Raw genomic sequence first — 21942 nt, forward strand, 5'->3', positions numbered from 1 at the left:
ATGGCTACATGGAATAAATGCTTAAAAAAGCTTAAAAAAGACCTAACCACGTTTGAATATAAAACGTGGATAAAGCCTATTACTGTAGTCCAAAATGCAAATTTATTTACAATTTATTGTAATAATGAGTATTTTAAAAAACATATAAAAGCAAAATATGGAAATATCATAATATCTACAATTCAAGAACATCATGGAAATGATTTGGTAGTTGAATATTCTAACAAAAAGTTTTCTGGTGATACTAGTTTAGAAAACACTGTTTCAGCTGGACCTCAAGCAAATTTTTTTAGCTCCTCAAATGTGGAAATAAAAGATGATATTGAAGAACATACAACTGTAATAGCTGAGCCTACAAAAACAAAAAAGCTTAAACAAATAAAACCATCTCAAGAATTATTTGGTTTTGACGAAGCTATGTTAATAACAGCTAAAGCAGGTGAAGAGTATTCTTTTGGGTTACCATTAAAAGAAAAATACGTTTTTGATAGTTTTGTAGTGGGGGATGCTAACAAGATAGCTAGAGCAGCTGCAATGCAAGTATCTATTAATCCAGGTAAGTTACATAATCCTTTGTTTATATATGGAGGAAGTGGGCTTGGTAAAACTCATCTTATGCAGGCTATAGGTAACCATGCTAGGGATGTTAATCCTCAAGCAAAAATTATTTACACAAATTCAGAACAATTCATAAAAGACTATGTAAACTCCATACGGTTACAAGATCAAGACGAGTTTCAAAGAGTATATAGATCAGCGGATATTCTTTTAATAGATGATATTCAGTTTATAGCAGGTAAAGAAGGTACAGCACAAGAATTTTTTCATACTTTTAATTCTTTGTATGAAAATGGGAAACAAATAATTTTAACAAGTGATAAATATCCAAATGAAATAGAAGGTTTGGAAGAAAGACTAGTTTCACGTTTTGGGTATGGGTTAACAGTATCCGTGGACATGCCTGATTTAGAAACTAGAATAGCTATTTTGCTTAAAAAAGCTCATGACTTGGGTCAAAAATTACCTAACGAAACAGCTGTATTTATAGCTGAAAATGTTAGAACTAATGTTAGAGAATTAGAAGGAGCTTTAAATAGAGTACTTACAACTTCTAGGTTTAATTATAAGGAGCCTACTGTTGAAGTAGCTCAATCTTGCCTAAGAGATATAATTAAAATTCAAGAGAAGAAAGTTAAAATAGATAATATTCAAAAAGTTGTTGCGGATTTTTATAGAATTAGAGTAAAGGATTTAACTTCTAACCAAAGAAGTAGAAACATAGCTAGACCCAGACAAATAGCTATGAGTTTGGCAAGAGAGTTAACATCACATAGTTTACCAGAGATTGGTAATGCTTTTGGTGGTAGAGACCACACTACAGTAATGCATGCTGTTAAAGCAATAACTAAGTTAAGGCAAAGTAACACATCGATTTCTGATGATTATGAGTTGCTTTTAGATAAAATTTCTCGTTAAATAGACTTATATTAATTGATAAAGGGGTTTTTTAAAAATGAATTTTGCAATAAATAGAGATGGCTTATTAAAACCTTTGCAATCTATGCTATCTGTAGCAAATAGCAAAAGTACTATGCCTTTGTTGTCTTGTATTTTATTTGATATAAATAATAATAACTTAAAAATTACTGCTTCTGACCTTGATACAGAGATATCTTGTGATATTCCAGTTACTTGTGACACTCATATAAAACTAGCTTTAAACGCTGATAAAATCTTTAACATAGTTAGAAGTTTAACAGATAATTCAATAATTGATTTTAATATAAATGATAATAAAGTAACTATTGTTTCTAACAATAGTACTTTTAATCTTATTTCATTAAATGCGGAGAATTATCCTCTTATTGACAGCAATATTAATGAGCAGGCAAGTTTTGACTTAACTCAGCAAGATTTTCATCATATTATTTCGAAAGTAGATTTCTCTATGGCTAGTGATGATACTAGATACTTTCTAAATGGTATGTTTTGGGAAATAAACTCAAATCTTCTAAGAGCAGTATCTACAGACGGTCATAGAATGTCTATTACAGAAGCTATAATTGATAGTAAAGTACTAGACAGTACTAGTCAATCAATTATTCCTAGAAAAGCCATTTTAGAGCTTAAAAAAATAGTGGGTAAAACAGAGCAACCAATAAAAATTTGTCTTGGCAAAAATTATTTAAAAGCACAGTTTGGTAGCTTTAGTTTTATTTCTAAGCTTATAGATGGCCGTTACCCTGACTATCAAAAGGTTATTCCTAAAAATAACACTAAACTTTTAGCAGTAGATAAACAGGTATTTAAAAACTCTTTGTTAAGAACGTCTATCTTAGCTAACGATAAATACAAAGGTGTACGTTTAAATGTCTCAGCTGGTCAGATGCTTTTATCCGCAAATAACCCTGACAATGAAAAAGCAGAAGATACTGTAGAAGTACAATATAATGATCAGCCTATAGAAATATGTTTTAATTATAGATATTTATTAGACATCATAAATGTTCTTAGTGAAGAAACTATGTCTATATATCTAGATAACCCTAATATGAGTGCTTTAATAAAAGATGAAAAAGATAATAGTTTATTTATTATTATGCCAATGAAAATCTAGAAATATAATTTACTTCTCTTAATGTAATTTTAGTTTGTAACGGTCTATTAATGTAAGCTCAAAATTATTAAATACTAAAATGTTATAAATTTTACAGGTATTTCTATTAATCTATATTAGAAATTTAGTTTTTTATATTTTTTACTGTCGTCAAAAATGCTTATGTCTTGTTAAAATTTTTTATATAAACTTACAATTTAGACTAGTATACTTTTTTATGTAAAAATGAGAATGTCTGTTAAATTCAGTTATAGTTATTGCAGGCAAAATATTATCAAATAAAACTAGTGGGGATTTTGATATGGAATATAAAAAAACTTTTTTAGCAACTCTAGCAGCTTTTGGTAGTATATCAGCTTTATCAGCAGCAGATATTCAACCTTGGTCTGCTTCGAAGGTAAGTAGTTATACACCAGGAACTTTGGTTACAGAAGGAGGCAATACTTATAAGTGTAAAGTCTGGCCAGCAGGTGATTGGTGTACTATAGCTGTTTATGAGCCTACAGGTATTTATGGAGCTGACGCTTGGGAAAAAGTTAACTCTACTCCAACTGAACAAGTAACTGCTTTAGTTAATATTACTGGTGATTTACCAGATACTGCAGTAGTTGAATTTGTAAATTCAACAGGTAAAACTTTTGTTGTTTCAGGTGGCAAGGTAACTTTAGACTACCCAGAAGGTGGTTCTGAAACCTATACAGTTGAACTTAAAGGTGATGAAGGTACTATTTCTCCATCAACTATTCAAGTGAACTCACAAACTAAATCTATAGAACTAAGTTACGAAGCTTTACCTACACCAATATATAAAGATTTTAATGTAAGTATCGAAGGTGATGAATTACCTTCAGATGCGGTTATTAAATTTACTGATAGTAAAGGTAAATCTGAGATCGTTTCAAATGGTAAAGTACAGTTGCAAGTTACAGAAGGTAAAGATACTGCTTATAATATAACTGTTAGTGGTCAAAATATTGGTTCTATAACTCCATCAAGTGTTAAGCTTAATGAAAAAAGCTCAAATATCATTGCTTTAACGTACAAAAACTCTGTTTCTCCAAGTGATTGTGATCCATATGATGCTTCAAAAGTCCCTGCTTACTCAAATAGTACTATATATTTAAAAGAAGATTTTGCAAAGTACGATGGTGGAATATATGAAGCACAGTGGTGGACCCAAAATGCAGCTCCAGGAACTAATGATGTTTGGAAGTATTGTGGACAAGCTGTTGAGGCAAAGGTTTCTGTTAACACTACAGGTTTACCTCAAACAGTAAAAACTTTTGAAATTGTAATAGGCGGTGAATCATATACTATAGACTCTACCAGACAAACCCCTATAGTTTTAGGTCAAGGAAGTTTTGATGTTTCAGTACCTAAGATTTTGAGTTCAGATGCTTCAGAAGTTTATATTGCTAATGAGGTTACACCTAATCCAATAGTTGTGGATGAAAGTACTAAAGAAGTAAGCTTAAACATAAGTTTTGAAACAGAAGCCGTTGAAGCTACTACAGTTAGTTTAAATGTTACTTACGCAACAGGAACTTCTCCAGACTCTACTACAGCTAAAGTTACAAACTCTAGTGGTTATGAGCAAACTGTACAATTAGTAAATGGTTCAAATACTATCAGTATACCTTCTCAAGGTGAGTTTACAGTTACTCCAGATAGCTATAAAGAGAATGGAGAAACTTACAAAGCTTCTCCTTTAACTATAGTTGATGGTAAAGTAGTCGATACTGATGTTATAGCATATGAAAAAGCAGGTAATTGGCCTGAAAGAGTTATGGCAGGATATTGGGGTACATGGACAAACGGACAAAGTAGTAATTTAGCTTCTTATATGGAATCTTTCGGTGATTACTATAATGTTATCCTACCAGGTTTCTTATTGGTTAAGGGAACTACAGTTAATAACTTTGCAGATGCTGTGATACTTGAAAACTTTGTTGATGGTGTAGATAGATTACATAAAAAAGGAGCTTTAGTAATAGCATCAGTTGGTGGAGCTAATACTAGTGTATGGGCCCCAGACTTAAATAATGTAGATACTTTAGCAAAAAATATTGTTAATTTCTTAGCAGAAAATCACTTAGATGGATTAGATTTTGACTTAGAAGGTAGCTCTATTGATGGTAGTGAAGCTTGGACTGAGAGTATGCAAGATTTAATAGCTAAAATGAGGGAAAATGCTGAAGCTAGAGCTGATGATTTTCCTAGAGGCTTTTTTATAACATCAGCCCCTCAAACATATGAGGATAAAGGAGTAGAACCTGCTATATACTGGACAGACAGTCAAGCAAAACCATTTGCCGCTATGTTAAATCCAGAAGCATGTGGTGGTAACGTTTGTTTTGATGCTCTTTTAATCCAAAATTATAACAATTTAAATGCTCCTGGATGGCCTAATCAACCACCTACACAATCTGTTAAGATTGCAGCTAATGCATTAAAAGTAGCAAAAAATAATGTAACTCAAATAGTTTTAGGTGATGATTTTGCACCTAGTGAAAGTAGTTATGTATCACCAGAAGAATATGAAGCTGTATTTGATAAAGGTGATGCTTATGGTCCAGCAATTAATAGCTACTCTAACTTTAATGGATTTATGGTTTGGTCATTAGGTCAGACACCAACTACAATAGATCCTATAGAATTTGCAAAACAAATGGAACAGTTTTATCCTATTTCTACTCCTACTAAATAAGCTCTCTTCTTTGCAAGACTACTTAACTTTTTAAGTAGCGTTATCTCTAAAAATCAATTATCTTAAAAAATAATTTTCTTATATTTTACTTGAGCTATGACTTGGTAAATAGTTTTTGATAAAGGAAATGGCTATACTTTTGCTAAGGCAGTTAAAGCAATAGAAGAAAATAATTACGGGACTGTTGCAAACTAAAATTATATGTTTCTAACTGTGTTAAAAATATTTTCAAAATGCTCATTTACTACGTGTAAACTGCGCTTTTTCGAATATTTTTGCCTTGTTACCACCCATCTAATTCCAGTTTGCAACAGCCCCATTATCAAAATTTTTAACTTATAATATTTTTCTAAACATTATTATTTTAGTATAATAGTCCTGCCAATTATGTGACTAATCCTTAAATTATAAATTTATAAAACCTGAGGTCGGTAATGAATAATAAGAAAATATTAATTTTGCTATCAGTAGCGATAGCCTTAAGTGGTTGTGCTGCAAATAAATTAAATCCTGTAGCACAGAGTGTACAATTATCCACAGCACCAGCAGCTAGTGATTGTAAATTTATAAACACTATCACAGCAAGCCAAGGTAATTTTTTCACAGGTGGTTTTACATCAAACAATAATCTTCAAACAGGTGCTTACAATGATATTAGAAATCAAGCTTATGATTTGGGAGGAAATTATATACAGTTAATCTCTAGTCAAGCAGGTAACACTGGAAGCATGGCAAACGGTTCTGGAGGTTACCAGCAGACTAACTATAGTGTGACAGGGTCAGTTTATAAGTGTCCGGAGCCAAAATCGTAAGTTTTTTAGTTATTTTAAAATTACTTTAAAGATAAAAATGCTATTGGTGGAGGCGGCGGGGTTTGAACCCGCGTCCATAAACTCTCCATCTTTGGATCTACATGCTTAGGCTAATCTATTTGAGTTTAGCTTAGCTATTCCCCAATTAGCCAGGGTAATAGTTAGCGAGTCTGTTAAATACAGCCTTAACTCCCAGACAAAAAGCAAAGACCGTCTTATGCGTCAATATGAACGGATGCGTAGATAGCTTCATAAGAAAGGCTATCATATCCGTGCGCATCTAGGTTATTAAGCTAGACTAGGCAGCTTTAGCAACAGCAGCAAAGTTGCTGTCGTTAGCCGCTACGCGGTTTGCTTTTTTGTTGCCAGTTATTATTGGCATTTGTACTGTTATTTACGAGGTTACGGTACTTCCTCGGCATGCACCTTAGAGTTTGACATTCATGTCGAAACCATATTCGCCCCCATTAGGGTGATACAAATTTATAGGTTATTTACTAAAAAGTCAAATTTATATGTAGTAAATACTCTTTGTACGGTAAATATATGGAGACATAAATGGAATTTTCAAGTTAAATCATAGTTTAGCAGTTAGACTTATTCCTTGCTAATAAATAAAGTAAAGACATTCTTATAGGCACGCTATATTTAATTTGCTCAAAATATTTAGCACAGTCAAGTTCATCAATGGATCTATCCATCTCATCTACTCTTGGCAGAGGGTGAAGTATTATAAAATTGCTAGAATCAGATATATGTTTTCTATCTAAATAACATAAATCTTTATTGTTTAGATAGCTTTCTTCATCTGGAAACCTTTCTTTTTGGACACGAGTTATATACAGTACATCTAAATCTTCTAAAACATCGGCACTAATTTTGTCTAACTCAGTAAAATGGTTGCCGTTTTTTATAACAAAACTTCTAAGTTTATCAGGAACCTGTAATTCTTGAGAAGATATAAATTTAAAAGAAGCATTATATTTAGTGAGTATATTAGTGAGTGAATGAACCGTACGACCATACTTGAGATCTCCTATAAAACCTATTTTAAGATTCTCAATTGAACCTTTTTCAGAGTAAATTGTATATAAGTCAACTAGAGACTGTGTGGGATGCTCATTTGCACCGTCGCCAGCATTTATTACCGGTGAACTGACATATTTTGAAAACTCTTCGACACTATGAGGCTTAGGATGACGCATAACGATAATATCAGCATATTGATCGATCATTCTACCTGTATCATCAAGAGTTTCACCCTTTTGTGTTGAACTTGACGATCCATTTTCTAGTGATATGACTTTACCACCTAATCTATTCATTGCAGATTCAAATGAAAACCTTGTTCTTGTGCTTGGCTCAAAGAATAATGACGCTAAAATTTTGCCCTCTAGATCTTTTATAATCTCAGATTTAGCTAGTTTATCTTTATATATATCTGCTTGATTAAATAGTTTATATAAGTCATCTTTAGTAATTTGATCACCGCGTAGTAGCTTTTGAAATGTTAGCATTGAAAACCCTCAATATTAATGTCATGCTAAATTTACTTCAGCATCTCACAGTATTAGATATTGAGATCCTGAAACCAGTTCATGATGACTTATTTATTTTTTAACTAATCTTTTATCCCATTTTTTGTAGAGAAATGAGTGGCAGTCGAAAACACCACACTTCGCCTGTCGTCGCCCCTCTCAAGAGGAGAATGGGATAGTTTTTAAAATTAACTATTAATCCACTCTTTAACAGTTTTAACATCAAAATTATTATTAATCTTACGCATATCTTTGACAGCAGTTACAAAGGCTTCAAAAGCACCAACTGTTGTTACATAAGAAACTCTACTCATAATAGCAGCTCTTCTTAATGCTAAGCTTATTTTTAGCTCTTGTCTTATTGAGGTGTTAACCAATAAATCAACTTCGCCTGCTTCGATAGCTTTGACAGTACTATGTACTTGATCATTGCCAATATTATCAGAAGCTTTATCAAAGAGCTTACATTGTAGACCACGCTCTCTTAAAAAGCTTTCGGTACCTTTAGTTGCAAAGATGTTAAAACCAAGCTCTATCAGCTCTTTAACTGGTTTGATTAACTTTGGCTTATCAGCATCACTTACAGCTATTAAGATATTACCTTTTAGAGGTAGCTTATTAAAAGCCATTTCTTGAGCTTTGTAGAAAGCTACTCCAAAAGATCTATCCATACCCATAGCTTCACCGGTAGATTTCATCTCTGGACCTAAATAGCAATCGACATCAGCAAACCTGCCAAATGGGAAAACAGCTTCTTTGACAGAGAAATGGCGAGGGATTGGGTTATTTAAGATAAACTCCGAAAGTTTTTTACCAAGCATAAGCTTAGTTGCGATATTTGCAATACTATTACCAGTAGCTTTAGCGACAAATGGTACTGTTCTTGATGCACGAGGGTTTACCTCAATTACATACAATTGTCCATTTTGATAAGCAAACTGAACATTCATTAGACCGATTACATTTAGCTCTTTGGCTAGTTTAATAGTCGCTTGTTTGACCTCTTCGATTTGCTCATTAGATAGAGATCGAGTAGGGATAGAGCAAGCTGAATCACCAGAGTGAATACCAGCCTCTTCAATATGCTCCATGATACCAGCAACAAAGACACGTTCACCACCATCAGCAAGTGCATCTACATCTAGCTCTGTAGCATCTTCTAGGAACTTATCAATCAAAATAGGTCCTTCAAGGATACATTTACTATTAGCTTTGATATAAGCATCTAGCTCTTCTTGTGAATGGACAATTTCCATTGCTCTACCGCCTAAAACATTAGATGGTCTCACAACTACAGGGTAACCAACATTAACAATCTTTTTCTTTAGTTCATTAATAGTATATGCAATTGTATTTAGAGGTTGTTTTAAACCAACTTTATCAAGTAGCTCTTTGAATCTCTCTCTATCTTCTGCTAGATCAATCTTATCTGGATCTGTCCCAAGTATAGGGATATTATTCTCATGTAGTGCCGATACTAGTTTTAGTGGTGTTTGTCCACCAAACTGTACAATTACTCCAAGAACTTCACCTTTACGCATTTCATTTTTGATAATATTTAGGACATTCTCGGCACATAAAGGCTCAAAATATAGCTTATCAGAAGTATCGTAATCTGTAGAAACTGTCTCTGGGTTACAGTTAATCATGATAGTTTCGATACCTTCTTCTTTAAGAGATTTTGCAGCGTGAACACAAGCGTAATCAAACTCTATACCTTGACCAATACGATTAGGGCCACCACCTAAGATGATAACCTTTTTATTAGCAGATATATCTGACTCACAATCCCGTACGATTTCTTCATAACTATAGTGTTCATAAGTGGAGTACAAATATGACGATTGTGACTCAAATTCAGCAGCACATGTGTCTACTCTCTTAAATGTAGGATAGATTTCTTTACCAAACCTAAAGTTTCTAATATACCTTTCTGTTCTACCAACAAGCTCAGCAATCTTAGCATCTGAAAAACCAAGATTTTTGTAAATAGAAAACTCTTCTTTACTATTTGGTAGCCCCGTCTTTTTAAGCTTTTCTTCTGCAGCAACAATATTTGCAATTTGTTCAATAAACCAAGGATCTATTTTACAAGCATCATGGATGTCTTTTTCACTTACACCGTATCTAAGAGCTTGCGCTACTCTTAATATACGCATAGGAGATAGCTCTTTTAGACATTCTAAAATAACAGCTTTATTTTGGTAAAAAGATTTTTCTTTATTATAACCAGGTATCTCAACTTGATCTAGACCTGTTAGACCAGTTTCAAGTGATACAAGAGCTTTTTGTAAGCTCTCAGAGAATGATCTGCCAATTGCCATAGCTTCACCAACAGACTTCATTTGTGATGATAACTTAGCTGAAGTTGTTGGGAATTTTTCAAATGTAAACCTAGGGATCTTAGTAACTATATAGTCAATAGTTGGCTCAAATGATGCTGGAGTAACTTTTGTAATATCATTATCAATTTCATCAAGAGTATAGCCAACAGCTAATCTTGCAGCAACTTTTGCGATTGGGTAACCTGTAGCTTTTGAAGCTAGTGCCGAAGATCGTGATACACGTGGGTTCATCTCGATAACAACCAATTTACCATCTTTAGGATTCACAGCAAATTGCACATTTGAACCACCAGTCTCTACACCAATCTCTCTAAGTACAGCAATAGAAGCATCTCGCATTATTTGATATTCTTTATCTGTTAAAGTTAGTGCTGGGGTTACAGTGATACTATCGCCAGTGTGGATACCCATTGGATCGATATTCTCAATTGAGCAAACAATAATTGAGTTATCAGCCTTATCACGGATAACTTCCATTTCGTACTCTTTCCAACCTAGGATTGACTCATCAATTAAAACTTCATTAGTTGGTGAGAGGCTCAGACCATTTTTGACAATTTTTTCAAATTCTTCTTTGGTGTAAGCTATACCGCCACCACTACCACCTAAGGTAAAAGAAGGTCTAATAATAGCAGGAAGTCCTATATCCTCTAGAGCTTTATAAGCTTGTTCCATAGATTGCACTACCACGTTTCTAGGAACCTCTAAGCCAATTTTTGCCATGGCTTTGTTAAATCTTTCTCTATTTTCTGCTTTATCAATAGAGTCAGCTTTTGCACCAAGCATTTCGACATTGTATTTTTCTAAAACACCGGCTTTGTCTAACTCTAAAGCACAATTAAGTGCGGTTTGTCCACCAACTGTAGGTAGGATTGCATCAGGCTTTTCTCTAGCGATAATTTTACCAACGCTCTCAACTGTAATTGGTTCGATAAAAATTTTATCTGCTGTTGTTGGATCTGTCATGATCGTTGCAGGGTTTGAGTTTACTAGAAAGACTGTGTAGCCATCTTCTTTCAAAACCTTACATGCCTGAGTTCCTGAGTAGTCAAATTCACAAGCCTGACCGATAATGATTGGACCGGCACCTAGTACTAAAATACTTTTTATATCTGTTCTTTTTGGCATGTTTTTAATTCCCTTTCTTACTTTCTGCTATCATCTCGGCAAATTCATTAAACAAATACTTACAGTCATGTGGACCTGGAGAACTCTCCGGATGGTATTGGACCGCAAAAGCTGGTCTATCTTTAAATCTTAAGCCCTCAACGGTACCATCAAAAAGTGAGCTCATATGAATTTGAATATTATCAGGAACGTTGTCATCACAAACCACAAAGCCATGGTTTTGGCTTGTGATAAGAACTTTTTTAGTATTAGCATCGAGCACAGGCTGGTTTACACCACGATGACCTTTGTGCATTTTTTTAGTTTTTAGCCCAGCAGCTAGGGCTAATAATTGGTTACCTAAACAAATACCAAATATTGGCATTTTGACTTCTAGAAGTTTTTTGATAACAGGCATAGTATAGTCAGATGTTGCAAATGGATCTCCAGGACCATTTGATAAAAAAACTCCATCAGGATTATGTTTCATAATATCTTCATAAGTACTATCAGCAGGTACCACTGTTACCTTAAATCCAGCATCTACTAGGTTTCTTAAGATATTGTATTTGACACCATAGTCGATAACTACAACACTATATTTATAGCTTTCTTGTTGTTTATATACTTGTTGTCCAAGTGAAAAAGTATGCTCATTCCAGTCATATTCTCTGTTTGTAGTGACACTTATAGCTAAGTCTCTGCCATTAAGGTTAGATTTGTTTTTGATTCTTGATCTGACATAGTTTGCATCCAAAAATTCACCTGGCTTAACTGATAATATCGCCACCCTTACAGCACCTTCTTTGCGTACTTTACGCACGATTGCACGCGTATCTACACCACAGATACCGACGATATTTCTATTTTTTAGCCAGGTATCGATACTTTTTTTAGCTCTAAAATTTGATGGGTTTGTGAGATCTTCACGTACGATTAACCCTTTAGCAAATACCCCTAGTGACTCATTATCCTCGTTATTGATACCGACATTACCAATGTGAGGGAATGTAAAAGTGATAATCTGGCCGGCATAGGATGGATCTGTTAGAGTCTCTTGATAACCTGTCATTGATGTATTGAAACATATTTCACCGTCTGTCCAACCTCGTACCCCTATTGATCTACCTAAATAGTATGTACCATCTGGGAAAACCAATAATGCGTTAGTCATATCATTAGCTAATATCATAAAATAACCTTATTGTGATGAGTGAGAATTAAAGAAAAAAGGTATTTGAAAAAGTTTTTTATCATTTACTTTTATAAAGTTAATGGACAAATTGAAAGTATTCTAGAGATCCAAAACTTATCTGTAAAGAGTGTTTAGTCAAGTTTTCATTATTTGTGTTTTTGGGGTGGCTTTAAGTACATTTTTGTAATAAAATTAAATTTTCACGAGCAGAGTATTTAATATAAACCACTCTGTAAACTTACATTTTCAAAGATTTTTAAGGCAATTGCTGGTCAACGATAAAGCCAACTTGACGGTGCTCTGAAGCCATGCTAGGATTTTAAAATTAAGATTCTATAGAATCACAACGGGCAGGTTTTGAATTTGTAAATATGTTAGAAAAAATCAATATATTAATACTGAAAAAATGACTGCTTGGAATCAAATTCATACATAACTACACCTTGAGATAAATAACCATGATAAAAAAAATTATTAAGACTTTATTTGCTATGAGAAGCTTATATTCAGCTTTGTTTGGTTTTAGCTTTATACTTCCTACTATTTGTCTAGCAGATGCCCGCTCGGAACTAATTTTAGAAAACAATTGCTTTGCACCTGTAGAATTTAATGTTCACCCAGGAAATAGTTCTGGAGCAACGATAATAAACAAAAAACTAGAACCTTTTGAGTACATAAATATAGGAGATTATACAAACAGTGAAATAATCAATTATGTATCAACTATAAATATAAATTTTCATTCATTAGATTCTACAAATGATAGTGGTTCTTTACAATATATTCTAACTAATGGGTTTACTGCAAACTACGCAGATTTCAAAAACTTAACTGGAGATATTAATATAGAACATCAAAATAGTGATTATTCATATGAATGGCATAGCTACACCACTACATTAAAGCGCAGGATTCCAATATTTACAGTTTCTGCCTGTAACACTCAACTACAAATAAGAAGCAGCAAATTAAAAGATGTTGAAAGGATATTGATTTTTGGTGATAGCTTAAGTGATTATGGGAACTTATATGGTTACACAAACGGTATAATCCCTAAATCAATCCCTTATAATAAAGGAATGTTTTCTAACGGTGCAGTATGGAGTGATATTTTAAATAATTCATTAAAAGATAAAATCAAAATAAGTAATTATGCGGTTGGTGGTGCTACAGTTGTATTTGAACCATCATGGACAGATATTGGATTGCCATATACATTAGGTACTGAGATTAGCGCATACTCAGTGGATAGAGGCGCTCATGATACTGACAAAACTTTCGCTATATTTTTTATTGGTGCTAATGATTATCTGACTATTAGTGCATCACAAGACCCTAGCACAATTCCAGATATAGCAAAACAAGTTACAGATAAAATAAAGGCTGCTGTACAATCAGTAAAAGCATCAAAAACTTTAATTATTGGTCTGCCTGATTTAAGTTTAACTCCTGAATCAATAGAAATAGGAAATCAAGCCTTATTAAAAGAAGTTTCTAAATTACATAATGAATATCTCAAGCAATTTGCTAATACTGATGATAATGTTGATTTTCTTTCTTTAGATGAAATGTTTAATACTCTAATTAATGACACAGATAAATTTAATCAAACTTATAGTACCCACCTGTCTCCTGAAAAAATACATAAAAGCTGCTGGCTGGGATCTTATTTTGCATTAAATTCATTCACAGACCAAAAAGAATTTTATAAAAATTTATTAATTTCAAATCCAGAGATAGAGGAAAATGATAGTAGACAGTTACAATTAAATGATATAGATTTAAATTTGAATGTCATGGATAAAATTCCTCTTAATCCTGATATAACCTCTGCTATCCTAGCGGCGGAGACAGGAACTTTATGTGCTAATCCTCAAGAATTTGCTTTTTTTGATAAAGTTCACCCGACATACCAAGTTCATAAAGCATTATTTAAATATATTGCTAGCTACTTTGGCATTATCAGTTGATTTTTTATTGCTCCAAATTAAAAGCTTAAAGTTTTGGTATATACTTGCAATTCTTGTTGCTTGTTTTATATTTAGGTAACTAATTATATTCTTGAATAGAAAAATGCAAAAAAATAGCTTAGTTATCTTTAAGTCTAAACCAGCTAAGGTTGTAGATGTTTTAGACAAAAAAATAGAAATAGAAACCTTAGATGGCAAAAAAATAAAATTACCACCTAAAAATGTCCAATTCCTAATAGATACACAAAACGATTTTGAGTTAGCAGAGTTAAAACAACTACAAATTGATGATCTTGAGTTAACTTGGGAGCTTTTGCAAGAGCAAACAGAAACCTCAATAGAGGAGTTAAGTGAACTGTTTTTTGAAAATACTGGAGTTAACCAGGTATATACAATTTGGCTTTTAGTGTCAGAAGGAGAGTTTTTTAGCTTTAATGAGGATTTTAGTATAAACATACATTCTCCTGCACAAAAAGAAGCAATAACTCGAGAAAAACAGGAAAGACAAAAAAAAGAACAAGAGCTTAATAATTTTATAGAGCGTCTAAATAATAAAACGTATTTGCAAGATGATGAAAAATCCCTAAAAGAGATTGAAGCTTTAGCGTTATTAAAAAGCCCAAACTGTAGATTCTTTAAGCACCTTAACATGGAAGAATCAGAGAATAGCGCATATAAGTTACTTCTAGATATTGGCTATTGGGATGAATACAATAACCCACATTTATATAGATATAAAGCAGAGCTAGAGGATAATCCTGCAGAGTTTGAATATAATTTTAGTTCTGATGTTAGTAGGTTGGATTTAACCCATCTAAAAGCTTATGCTATCGATGATGAGGATAGCAACGACCCTGATGATGCTATAAGCTGGGATGCTAAAAATAGTAAAATATGGGTACATGTTGCTGATCCATCTTCAAGTATTGCTTTTGGTGAGCAAGTAGATTTAGAAGCTAGAGCTAGAGGTTCAAATTTGTATACTCCTGAGAAAATTATTTCAATGCTTCCAGCGAAAGCTACAGAAATTTTAGGATTAGGACTACAAGAAATATCTCCAGCCTTATCTATAGGTTTTAATGTTACTGATAATGGTGATATCGAGAATATACAAATATGCTTTAGTAAAATTAAAGTAACTAGACTAAGTTATGAATTTGCAGAAGAAAATATAAGTAGTCTTGACCTTGGATATATTCCCAAATTTGCAAAAAGTTTTACAGAAAAACGCTTACAATCAGGAGGTGTTGAGTTAGATTTTCCAGAAGCTAAAATTAAACTAGAAGCTGATAAAAAAGTTAGCATATATGATTTACACAAATTAGGCTCGCGGACTTTAGTAAGAGATACTATGCTTATGGCAGGTGTCGCGGTAGGTAAATTTTGTCTAGAACATAGCATAGCTGTTCCTTTTTCTACACAGCCACAGCATGGGCTGACTAAAGAAGAGTTAGAATCTCTGCTAACGCCAGCAGATATGTTTGCTGCGAGGAAAAAGTTACAAAGAGGGCAGTATACTACACAAGCTGATAAACATGCTGGTATGGGTTTAGAAAACTATGTACAAGTAACTAGTCCTTTAAGAAGATATCTTGATTTGTTAGTTCACTATCAGATTAGACGTTTTTTAGGTCATCAAGAATTATTAAGTATTGATACTGTAAATGAAATTATAGCACAAGTAGATACTCCAATAAGAATAAACAGACAAACTGAAAGAGATTCAAATCTACATTGGAAGCTAGTATATCTAATACAAAACCCTAATATGAAATTCAAAGCTACAGTTGTAGAGTTACTAGAGAGAAACAGAGTATTAGTATCTATAGAGAAACTAGCTATGACAAAGAAAATATCTGTCAATAGTAAACTAGATCTAAATAGCACTTTAGTTTTAGAAAATAGCTCAGTAAACCTTGTAAATCAGGAAGCTTATTTTAAGGTTCTAGAAAATAGATAACCAGGTTTTAACAAAAAGTACACATTCTTATCCACAGGAAAGTATAGGTTAGTTATTCTTACTTCTCTTAGCAGATATTTTGCTTTAAAAACCTTATATACTAGTAATTTCAAGCTTTTAAGCAAAAGAAAAAAAATAAAAAGATAACTATTTATTACAAAGAGTTACATAAATATAAACATAGTTATCCACATAAGGGTGAGAGCTTTTCTGCTTATCACGCACTAAATTAGAATCCTTGAAGTACAACATTTTTAAAGGGGTAAATATTTTTTTGATAGTCCAATTTATAATTACGTCAATCAGTTTTGTGCATAAAAATTATTTATCAGAATAAATTTTATGTAAATTAATGTATCATCTTACACAGTGTTCTGTAAAATTTATGAATTTATGAATTACGAGCTAGTGGAAGCAAAAGTAAACCCAAAATATTGTGTAATTTGGCTACATGGTTTAGGTGCTGATGGTCATGATTTTGTTGATATAGTTGACCATTTAGGTATCCCTCTAGATAATATTCGTTTTATATTTCCGCATGCTGATATAATGCCAATTACTGTAAATATGGGTATGCAAATGTCAGCATGGTACGATATTAAATCTCTTGATACTAATAGTCTAAACAGAGTTGTAGATATTGAAGGTATCAAAAACTCAATAGCTAAGTTAAATACTTTAATTGATAAACAGATTGCTCAAGGGATCACAGGAGAAAACATTATCTTGGCAGGCTTCTCACAGGGTGGGGTTATTGCTGTTTATACAATGCTTATCACTAAACATAAACTTGGTGGAGTAATGGCTTTGTCAACATATTTGCCAGCATGGGATGAGCTTAAAAAAGATGTTACAGATATTAATAAAGATGCTCCAGTATTGGTGTGTCATGGTACACATGACCAAGTTTTGCCAGAAGTTTTAGGACAAGAGCTGTCTGCTAAACTAGTTGCACAAGGTTTTAAAATTAAGTATAAATCATATAATGGTATGCAGCATAGTGTGTGTATAGAAGAAATAAATGATATATCTAATTATATATCGCAAGTATTTAACGTATGATGAGTAAAAAAATTATAATAGCAAGTAGAGAAAGTAAACTAGCTCTTTGGCAAACCAAGTTTGTTAAATCGGAGATACAAAACAAGCTAGGTATCTCATGTGAAATAGTCACAATGAAGACTCAAGGGGATATTATTCTAGATAAGCCTCTAAATAAAGTTGGCGGTAAAGCTTTATTTATGAAAGAACTAGAAGTAGCCATGCAAAGTAATAAGGCTGATATTGCAGTACATTCGTTAAAAGATGTTCCTTATGATCTTCCATCAGGATTTTGTTTAGCAAGTTTTATGCCTAGAGAGGACCCGCGGGATGCGTTTGTTTCAAATAAATATACATCGTTAGACGATTTGCCTAAAGGAGCTGTCGTTGGGACTTCTAGTCTACGTCGTAAAGCTCAACTGCTTAACTATAGAAATGATTTGGTTATCAAAGATTTAAGAGGTAACGTTCAAACTAGATTATCTAAATTAGATAATAATGATTATGAAGCTATTATATTAGCTAGTGCTGGGCTTATTAGATTAGGTTTGCAAGATCGTGTCGCTCAATACATACCTACAGAGATATCTCTACCTGCTGTTGGTCAAGGTGTAGTTACAATAGAAGCCCTAGAAAAAGATAAAAAGCTTTTGGCTGAGTTAAAAAAACTTAATGATGAAACTAGTTTTCTTGCTGCTAAAGCAGAACGAGCTTTTAACCAAGAGTTAAAGGGAGGATGTCATGTTGCTATAGGTGCTTATGCAACTGTAGAGAATCAAAAAATAACACTGCAAGCAATGGTTGCTAGTAGTGATGGTAAAAAAATTATAAGAAGGTCAAAAAATGGAGTAGACCCTGAAAATTTAGGTAAATTATTAGCTCAAGAAATGATAGAATTAGGAGCGTATGGAATATTGGAGAATTAAATGAGACTGATGATATTATTAGTAGGCATTGGTGGAGGTCTTGGCGCTATAGCTAGATTTTCAGTAATGCAAGTTAGCGCTAGTATGTCTAAACAAATTCCCGTAGGCATCTTTTTATGTAATGTTATAGGCTCTTTTTTAATTGGTTTAATTGCTGCTTTTTTAATAAAAACAAATTTATTTAATGAGAGTTTCTCGGCATATACTAGAGCCCTTCTGGTAACCGGCTTTTTGGGAGGGTTTACAACTTTTTCTAGTTTTAGTTTGGATATACTAAACTTGCTACAAAGAGGCGAAGCTTTTCTGGCATTTGGATACATTTTAGCAAGTGTGTTTTTTTCGTTACTTGCCGTGGTTGTAGCATTTTATTTAGTAGTAGGGATATATAAATGAAGAAGAATGTAGCTATCTTAATGTTCTTGATAGGCCTAGTTTTAAGTGGTTGTATACCAGTGGTTACTGGAAGTTTTGTAACTCATGACGATATTTTTGATGCTGATGCTGGACTTCATAGTCTAGAGCTGCAAGAAGGAATCACGGTTAAACAGTTGTACGATGCTATCACAGAGACTATAAAAAATAATCCTAAAGAATTTAAGCTTCAAGCAAGTGATTATGGAGATAATGAATCTAGAGTTTGGGCTTTTTCAAATAAGTATAATCAACCAGTAGTCTTTTATGCTATAAACATGAAAGGTAGGGTGTATTTAGGAATAGATATAGGCGATGATGGTGATGCCAATAAGATAGATCATGATATCAATGACATTTATAGTTTAGAAGATCTCATCTTGAGTAACATAAAAGCAACATCTAAATAAAATACAGAGCTATTTTAAATACGTCAAAAACCCCTTGAGTGTATAGTTATTGAATCCTGTAACATGCTCAGTAGTTACAGGATTTTATATATCGAAACAAGTTTTAGTATTTATAAACATTCAAACCATAAGTTTGATTAGACATTTTTATAAGCAAAAGAAATTATTAAATATGAAAAAACATCTTATAATTTTAAGCACAATATTTTTAGCTTCATGTGCAAGTCAGCCTGTGGTTAAACCTATTGGTAAAGGTATAGTTAAATATGAAAAAGAAACTATGAGTAAAGCTAAGATCAATGCTCAAGCCAGCAAAGATGGAGCTGAGGATGGAGCAATAGGAGGAGCTGGTGTCGGAGCAGTAGGAGGAGCTGGAGTTGGTGCTATCGCTGGAGGGCTTACAGGTGGAGCATTGGGGGTTGTATGTAGTGTAGCCACTTTGGGGATAGGTACAGTTCCATGTATGGCTGCTGGAGTTGGTGGTGGGGCGGCTATAGGTGCAGGATTTGGAGCGGTAACTGGAGCTGGAGTTGGTGCTGTTGGTGGTGCTATAGTCGGTGGAGGTGGTAGCTATATATATGTTGCTAACAAAGATGATATAATTGGAAAATACGAATATGAAGTGGCTCCAGAAAATGGTTCTGAAAGTATCATATTTGAGGAGTTTCCAGATAAGAACTATCCAAAAGATACAAAAGTAGTTATCTATGAAAGTGACTACAAAGGTGCCAAAAATTATTTTATAAAATCTTTATATGAATTAGAAAACAGTTCTGGCAACGAATAAGTTAAGTAGAGAAATTAAAGCTACTTTTCAACCTTAAAAACTGTACCACAATATGGGCAGGTATTTGATTTTTTGTCTTTAAGATCTATAAAAACTCTTGGATGCAAGTTCCAATTTTCATGATATTTTGTCGGGCAACAGACTCTTTGACCTTTTTGCACTTTGATAACTCTTTGCTCTTTTTTCATTTTTTAGTGTTTTTTAAAATACTAACTGGCTAGATTTTAGCAAAAATTAGGCCAAATTAATAATACAAAAAAAAACATAAATGGCATATACTAAGGCTTGTTGTTAAAAATAAAGGTAGCTGACATATGAAAAGATTGTATACTGCAAATATGTCAACAAGAGTTTCTAAAACCAAGTGGGATGTTCTAGCTTTAACAATAGTCTTGCTGATTTTATGTATATTTGTATGGTCAACATCTCGATTAGGTGGGGTTGTTGATTATACCGATCAAGCAAGCGTACAAAAATATTCAGAAATTTCGCTAAGTTTGTGGTTATTGCCTTATTATACCGCTGAAACAACTATACGTATGTTTATTGGTTTAGCTTTTTCTTTGCTAATAACTTTTGTATTTGGTACATGGGCAGCAAAAAGTAAAAGAGCAGAAAGTATAATAATACCAGCTGTTGATATATTACAATCAATACCAATACTTGGTTTTTTTGCTATTACAGTAACAGGGTTTTTAGTGCTCTTTCCTAGTTCTTTATGGGGGGCTCAGTCAGCAGTTATATTTGGGATTATAACTGCTCAAGTATGGAATATGATTTTAAGTTTTTATCAGTCATTAAAAACCATACCTAAAGAGCTAAAGGAAGCAGCTGATATGTATCAGTTATCAGCATGGCAAAAATTTTGGAAACTAGAAGTTCCTTTTTCTATGCCAGGTTTAGTATGGAATACTATGATGTCAATGTCAGCCTCTTGGTTTATGATAGTTGCTTCTGAAACTATAGTTGTTAATTTTGGTGCCTCTCAATCAATTTTCGTGAATTTACCAGGAATAGGTTCATTTATTGATGCAGCAAATAATGCTCGAGATTTTATAGCAGTTGCTGCAGCAATTATTACTATGCTTGTAACTATAATTTTATACGACCAGCTTTTATTTAGACCCTTGGTTGCATGGTCAGAGAAATTTATGCTAGGAGAGAACCAGTCTGAAGTGCATACTAAATCTTGGTTTCTTAAAATTTTACAAAAATCTTTGGCTATAAAGCTTTTTACGGGCCTGGTTGGTAAAGTTATAGGACAGATTATTAATAGCAACCTTTTTAAAAAAGACCTAACTAAAGCCTTTAATCAAAAAAAACATAAGAAAGAAGATAAAAAAGAAACTATGTTGCAGAAGGTTATATGGTTTGGCTTTATATCATTAGCTGTATTAACTCTTTTATACTTTGCCTATGAAACTATCTTTGGTAAAGGTGATGTTTGCTTACCTGAAGCTTTTGAGGCTTTGTATGATGGACTTTTTACTGGTTTAAGGGTAGTTGTTTTGATATTAATAACTTCTATTATATGGGTTCCAATAGGTGTGTGGGTTGGTATGCGTCCCAAAATAGCCCAAAAAGTGCAACCATATGCACAAATGGCAGCAGCTTTTCCAGTAAATGTACTTTATGGTGTGTTTGGTACTTTAGTAATTACTTTCAATTTAAATTTTAATATCTGGTGTATCTTACTAATGGCACTTGGTACACAGTGGTATATTTTATTTAATGTAATTGCAGGAGCTTCAGCAGTGCCAGAAGAGCTAAAACTTGCTGCAAAAAATATGCAATTAAAGGGGTTAACTAAGTGGCGAAGATTTCTCTTTCCAGCTGTTATGCCGTATTATGTAACAGGAGCTATAACTGCTGCTGGAGGTGCATGGAATGCAAGTATAGTATGTGAGTATATAAATTGGGGTAAGGATACAGTTATACAAGCTGCAGGTTTAGGTAGCTACATTACTAAATATACTAATATGCAGGGGGATCATACAGCTAATGTACTTTTGGGTGTTATTGTGATGAGCATATTAGTAGTATCTTCAAATAAGCTTTTTTGGCGAAGACTTTATAGCTATACAGAAAATCGCTTCAGTATGAATATGTAGCATAG

16 protein-coding genes and 1 other RNA gene are annotated in these 21942 nt (G+C 33.1%); 12 read left to right on the forward strand and 5 right to left on the reverse strand.

Annotated features, from left to right (window positions below; all coding sequences use genetic code 11):
* From dnaA to E4K63_RS00020, 4 genes are all read left to right on the forward strand, one after another.
* Complete coding sequence (gene dnaA / locus E4K63_RS00005) at positions 1-1476, forward strand: chromosomal replication initiator protein DnaA (protein ID WP_035720556.1); 1476 nt, start codon at positions 1-3, stop codon at positions 1474-1476.
* Between the two features lie 37 nt (positions 1477-1513).
* Positions 1514-2617 carry a DNA polymerase III subunit beta gene (gene dnaN, locus E4K63_RS00010; RefSeq protein ID WP_133942274.1) on the forward strand — a complete coding sequence of 368 codons (1104 nt, stop codon included), beginning with the start codon at positions 1514-1516 and terminating at the stop codon, positions 2615-2617.
* Between the two features lie 301 nt (positions 2618-2918).
* Entirely contained in the window at positions 2919-5324 is a 2406-nt protein-coding gene (locus tag E4K63_RS00015; protein WP_133942275.1) for a glycosyl hydrolase family 18 protein, read from the forward strand.
* Positions 5325-5758: 434 nt separating this feature from the next.
* The gene (locus E4K63_RS00020) at positions 5759-6136 is read left to right on the forward strand and encodes a DUF4156 domain-containing protein (protein ID WP_133942276.1); all 378 of its coding nucleotides are present in this window, start codon (positions 5759-5761) and stop codon (positions 6134-6136) included.
* 44 nt (positions 6137-6180) lie between these two features.
* On the opposite strand, the gene ssrA is transcribed toward E4K63_RS00020, so the two are convergent.
* The 4 genes from ssrA to carA form a co-directional block, all read right to left on the reverse strand.
* Positions 6181-6602, reverse strand: a transfer-messenger RNA (tmRNA) gene (gene ssrA / locus E4K63_RS00025).
* 118 nt (positions 6603-6720) lie between these two features.
* Positions 6721-7653 carry an aspartate carbamoyltransferase gene (gene pyrB, locus E4K63_RS00030; protein ID WP_133942277.1) on the reverse strand — a complete coding sequence of 311 codons (933 nt, stop codon included), beginning with the start codon at positions 7651-7653 and terminating at the stop codon, positions 6721-6723.
* A 209-nt stretch (positions 7654-7862) separates the two neighbouring features.
* A complete protein-coding gene (gene carB / locus E4K63_RS00035) occupies positions 7863-11147 on the reverse strand; it encodes a carbamoyl-phosphate synthase large subunit (RefSeq protein WP_133942278.1) in 3285 nt (1094 codons plus the stop codon).
* A 4-nt stretch (positions 11148-11151) separates the two neighbouring features.
* Positions 11152-12318, reverse strand: a complete 1167-nt coding sequence (gene carA / locus E4K63_RS00040; protein WP_133942279.1) for a glutamine-hydrolyzing carbamoyl-phosphate synthase small subunit — start codon at positions 12316-12318, stop codon at positions 11152-11154.
* Positions 12319-12779: 461 nt separating this feature from the next.
* Here carA and E4K63_RS00045 point away from each other — a divergent pair, with 461 nt between their 5' ends.
* The 7 genes from E4K63_RS00045 (at position 12780) to E4K63_RS00075 (ending at position 19826) form a co-directional block, all read left to right on the forward strand.
* Entirely contained in the window at positions 12780-14291 is a 1512-nt protein-coding gene (locus E4K63_RS00045; RefSeq protein ID WP_243830502.1) for an SGNH/GDSL hydrolase family protein, read from the forward strand.
* A 103-nt stretch (positions 14292-14394) separates the two neighbouring features.
* Positions 14395-16251, forward strand: coding sequence for a ribonuclease catalytic domain-containing protein (locus E4K63_RS00050; protein WP_133942280.1), 1857 nt, complete (start codon positions 14395-14397; stop codon positions 16249-16251).
* Between the two features lie 393 nt (positions 16252-16644).
* A complete protein-coding gene (locus E4K63_RS00055) occupies positions 16645-17313 on the forward strand; it encodes an alpha/beta hydrolase (RefSeq protein ID WP_133942281.1) in 669 nt (222 codons plus the stop codon).
* The gene (hemC, locus tag E4K63_RS00060) at positions 17313-18218 is read left to right on the forward strand and encodes a hydroxymethylbilane synthase (protein ID WP_166666912.1); all 906 of its coding nucleotides are present in this window, start codon (positions 17313-17315) and stop codon (positions 18216-18218) included. Before E4K63_RS00055 ends, hemC begins: the two co-directional genes overlap by 1 nt.
* Positions 18219-18611 (forward strand): fluoride efflux transporter CrcB, encoded by a 393-nt coding sequence (gene crcB / locus E4K63_RS00065; protein WP_133942283.1) that lies wholly within the window; start codon positions 18219-18221, stop codon positions 18609-18611. It begins immediately after the preceding gene.
* Entirely contained in the window at positions 18608-19039 is a 432-nt protein-coding gene (locus E4K63_RS00070; protein ID WP_243830503.1) for a hypothetical protein, read from the forward strand. The genes crcB and E4K63_RS00070 overlap by 4 nt, the downstream gene beginning before the upstream one ends.
* Positions 19040-19211: 172 nt before the next feature.
* Positions 19212-19826, forward strand: a complete 615-nt coding sequence (locus tag E4K63_RS00075; RefSeq protein ID WP_243830504.1) for a hypothetical protein — start codon at positions 19212-19214, stop codon at positions 19824-19826.
* A gap of 20 nt (positions 19827-19846) precedes the next feature.
* Here the strand turns inward: E4K63_RS00075 and E4K63_RS00080 are convergent, their stop codons facing one another.
* Complete coding sequence (locus E4K63_RS00080) at positions 19847-20014, reverse strand: zinc-finger domain-containing protein (protein ID WP_133942284.1); 168 nt, start codon at positions 20012-20014, stop codon at positions 19847-19849.
* Between the two features lie 126 nt (positions 20015-20140).
* Here E4K63_RS00080 and E4K63_RS00085 point away from each other — a divergent pair, with 126 nt between their 5' ends.
* Positions 20141-21937: an ABC transporter permease gene (locus E4K63_RS00085; protein ID WP_133942285.1), complete on the forward strand. Its 1797-nt coding sequence runs from the start codon at positions 20141-20143 to the stop codon at positions 21935-21937.
* The last annotated feature ends 5 nt before the right edge of the window (positions 21938-21942 follow it).

Source organism: Allofrancisella inopinata, from assembly GCF_012222965.1.
Classification (GTDB): Bacteria; Pseudomonadota; Gammaproteobacteria; order Francisellales; family Francisellaceae; genus Francisella; species Francisella inopinata.

Excerpts from the sequence above, each read along its gene's own strand:
- dnaN (WP_133942274.1), top strand. The coding sequence starts at position 1,514 with ATGAATTTTGCAATAAATAGAGATGGCTTATTAAAACCTTTGCAATCT.
- carB (WP_133942278.1), bottom strand. The coding sequence starts at position 11,147 with ATGCCAAAAAGAACAGATATAAAAAGTATTTTAGTACTAGGTGCCGGT.
- E4K63_RS00045 (WP_243830502.1), top strand. The coding sequence starts at position 12,780 with ATGATAAAAAAAATTATTAAGACTTTATTTGCTATGAGAAGCTTATAT.
- crcB (WP_133942283.1), top strand. The coding sequence starts at position 18,219 with ATGAGACTGATGATATTATTAGTAGGCATTGGTGGAGGTCTTGGCGCT.
- E4K63_RS00070 (WP_243830503.1), top strand. The coding sequence starts at position 18,608 with ATGAAGAAGAATGTAGCTATCTTAATGTTCTTGATAGGCCTAGTTTTA.
- dnaA (WP_035720556.1), top strand. The coding sequence starts at position 1 with ATGGCTACATGGAATAAATGCTTAAAAAAGCTTAAAAAAGACCTAACC.
- E4K63_RS00055 (WP_133942281.1), top strand. The coding sequence starts at position 16,645 with ATGAATTACGAGCTAGTGGAAGCAAAAGTAAACCCAAAATATTGTGTA.
- E4K63_RS00050 (WP_133942280.1), top strand. The coding sequence starts at position 14,395 with ATGCAAAAAAATAGCTTAGTTATCTTTAAGTCTAAACCAGCTAAGGTT.
- hemC (WP_166666912.1), top strand. The coding sequence starts at position 17,313 with ATGAGTAAAAAAATTATAATAGCAAGTAGAGAAAGTAAACTAGCTCTT.
- carA (WP_133942279.1), bottom strand. The coding sequence starts at position 12,318 with ATGATATTAGCTAATGATATGACTAACGCATTATTGGTTTTCCCAGAT.
- E4K63_RS00085 (WP_133942285.1), top strand. The coding sequence starts at position 20,141 with ATGAAAAGATTGTATACTGCAAATATGTCAACAAGAGTTTCTAAAACC.
- E4K63_RS00080 (WP_133942284.1), bottom strand. The coding sequence starts at position 20,014 with ATGAAAAAAGAGCAAAGAGTTATCAAAGTGCAAAAAGGTCAAAGAGTC.
- E4K63_RS00020 (WP_133942276.1), top strand. The coding sequence starts at position 5,759 with ATGAATAATAAGAAAATATTAATTTTGCTATCAGTAGCGATAGCCTTA.
- pyrB (WP_133942277.1), bottom strand. The coding sequence starts at position 7,653 with ATGCTAACATTTCAAAAGCTACTACGCGGTGATCAAATTACTAAAGAT.
- E4K63_RS00075 (WP_243830504.1), top strand. The coding sequence starts at position 19,212 with ATGAAAAAACATCTTATAATTTTAAGCACAATATTTTTAGCTTCATGT.
- E4K63_RS00015 (WP_133942275.1), top strand. The coding sequence starts at position 2,919 with ATGGAATATAAAAAAACTTTTTTAGCAACTCTAGCAGCTTTTGGTAGT.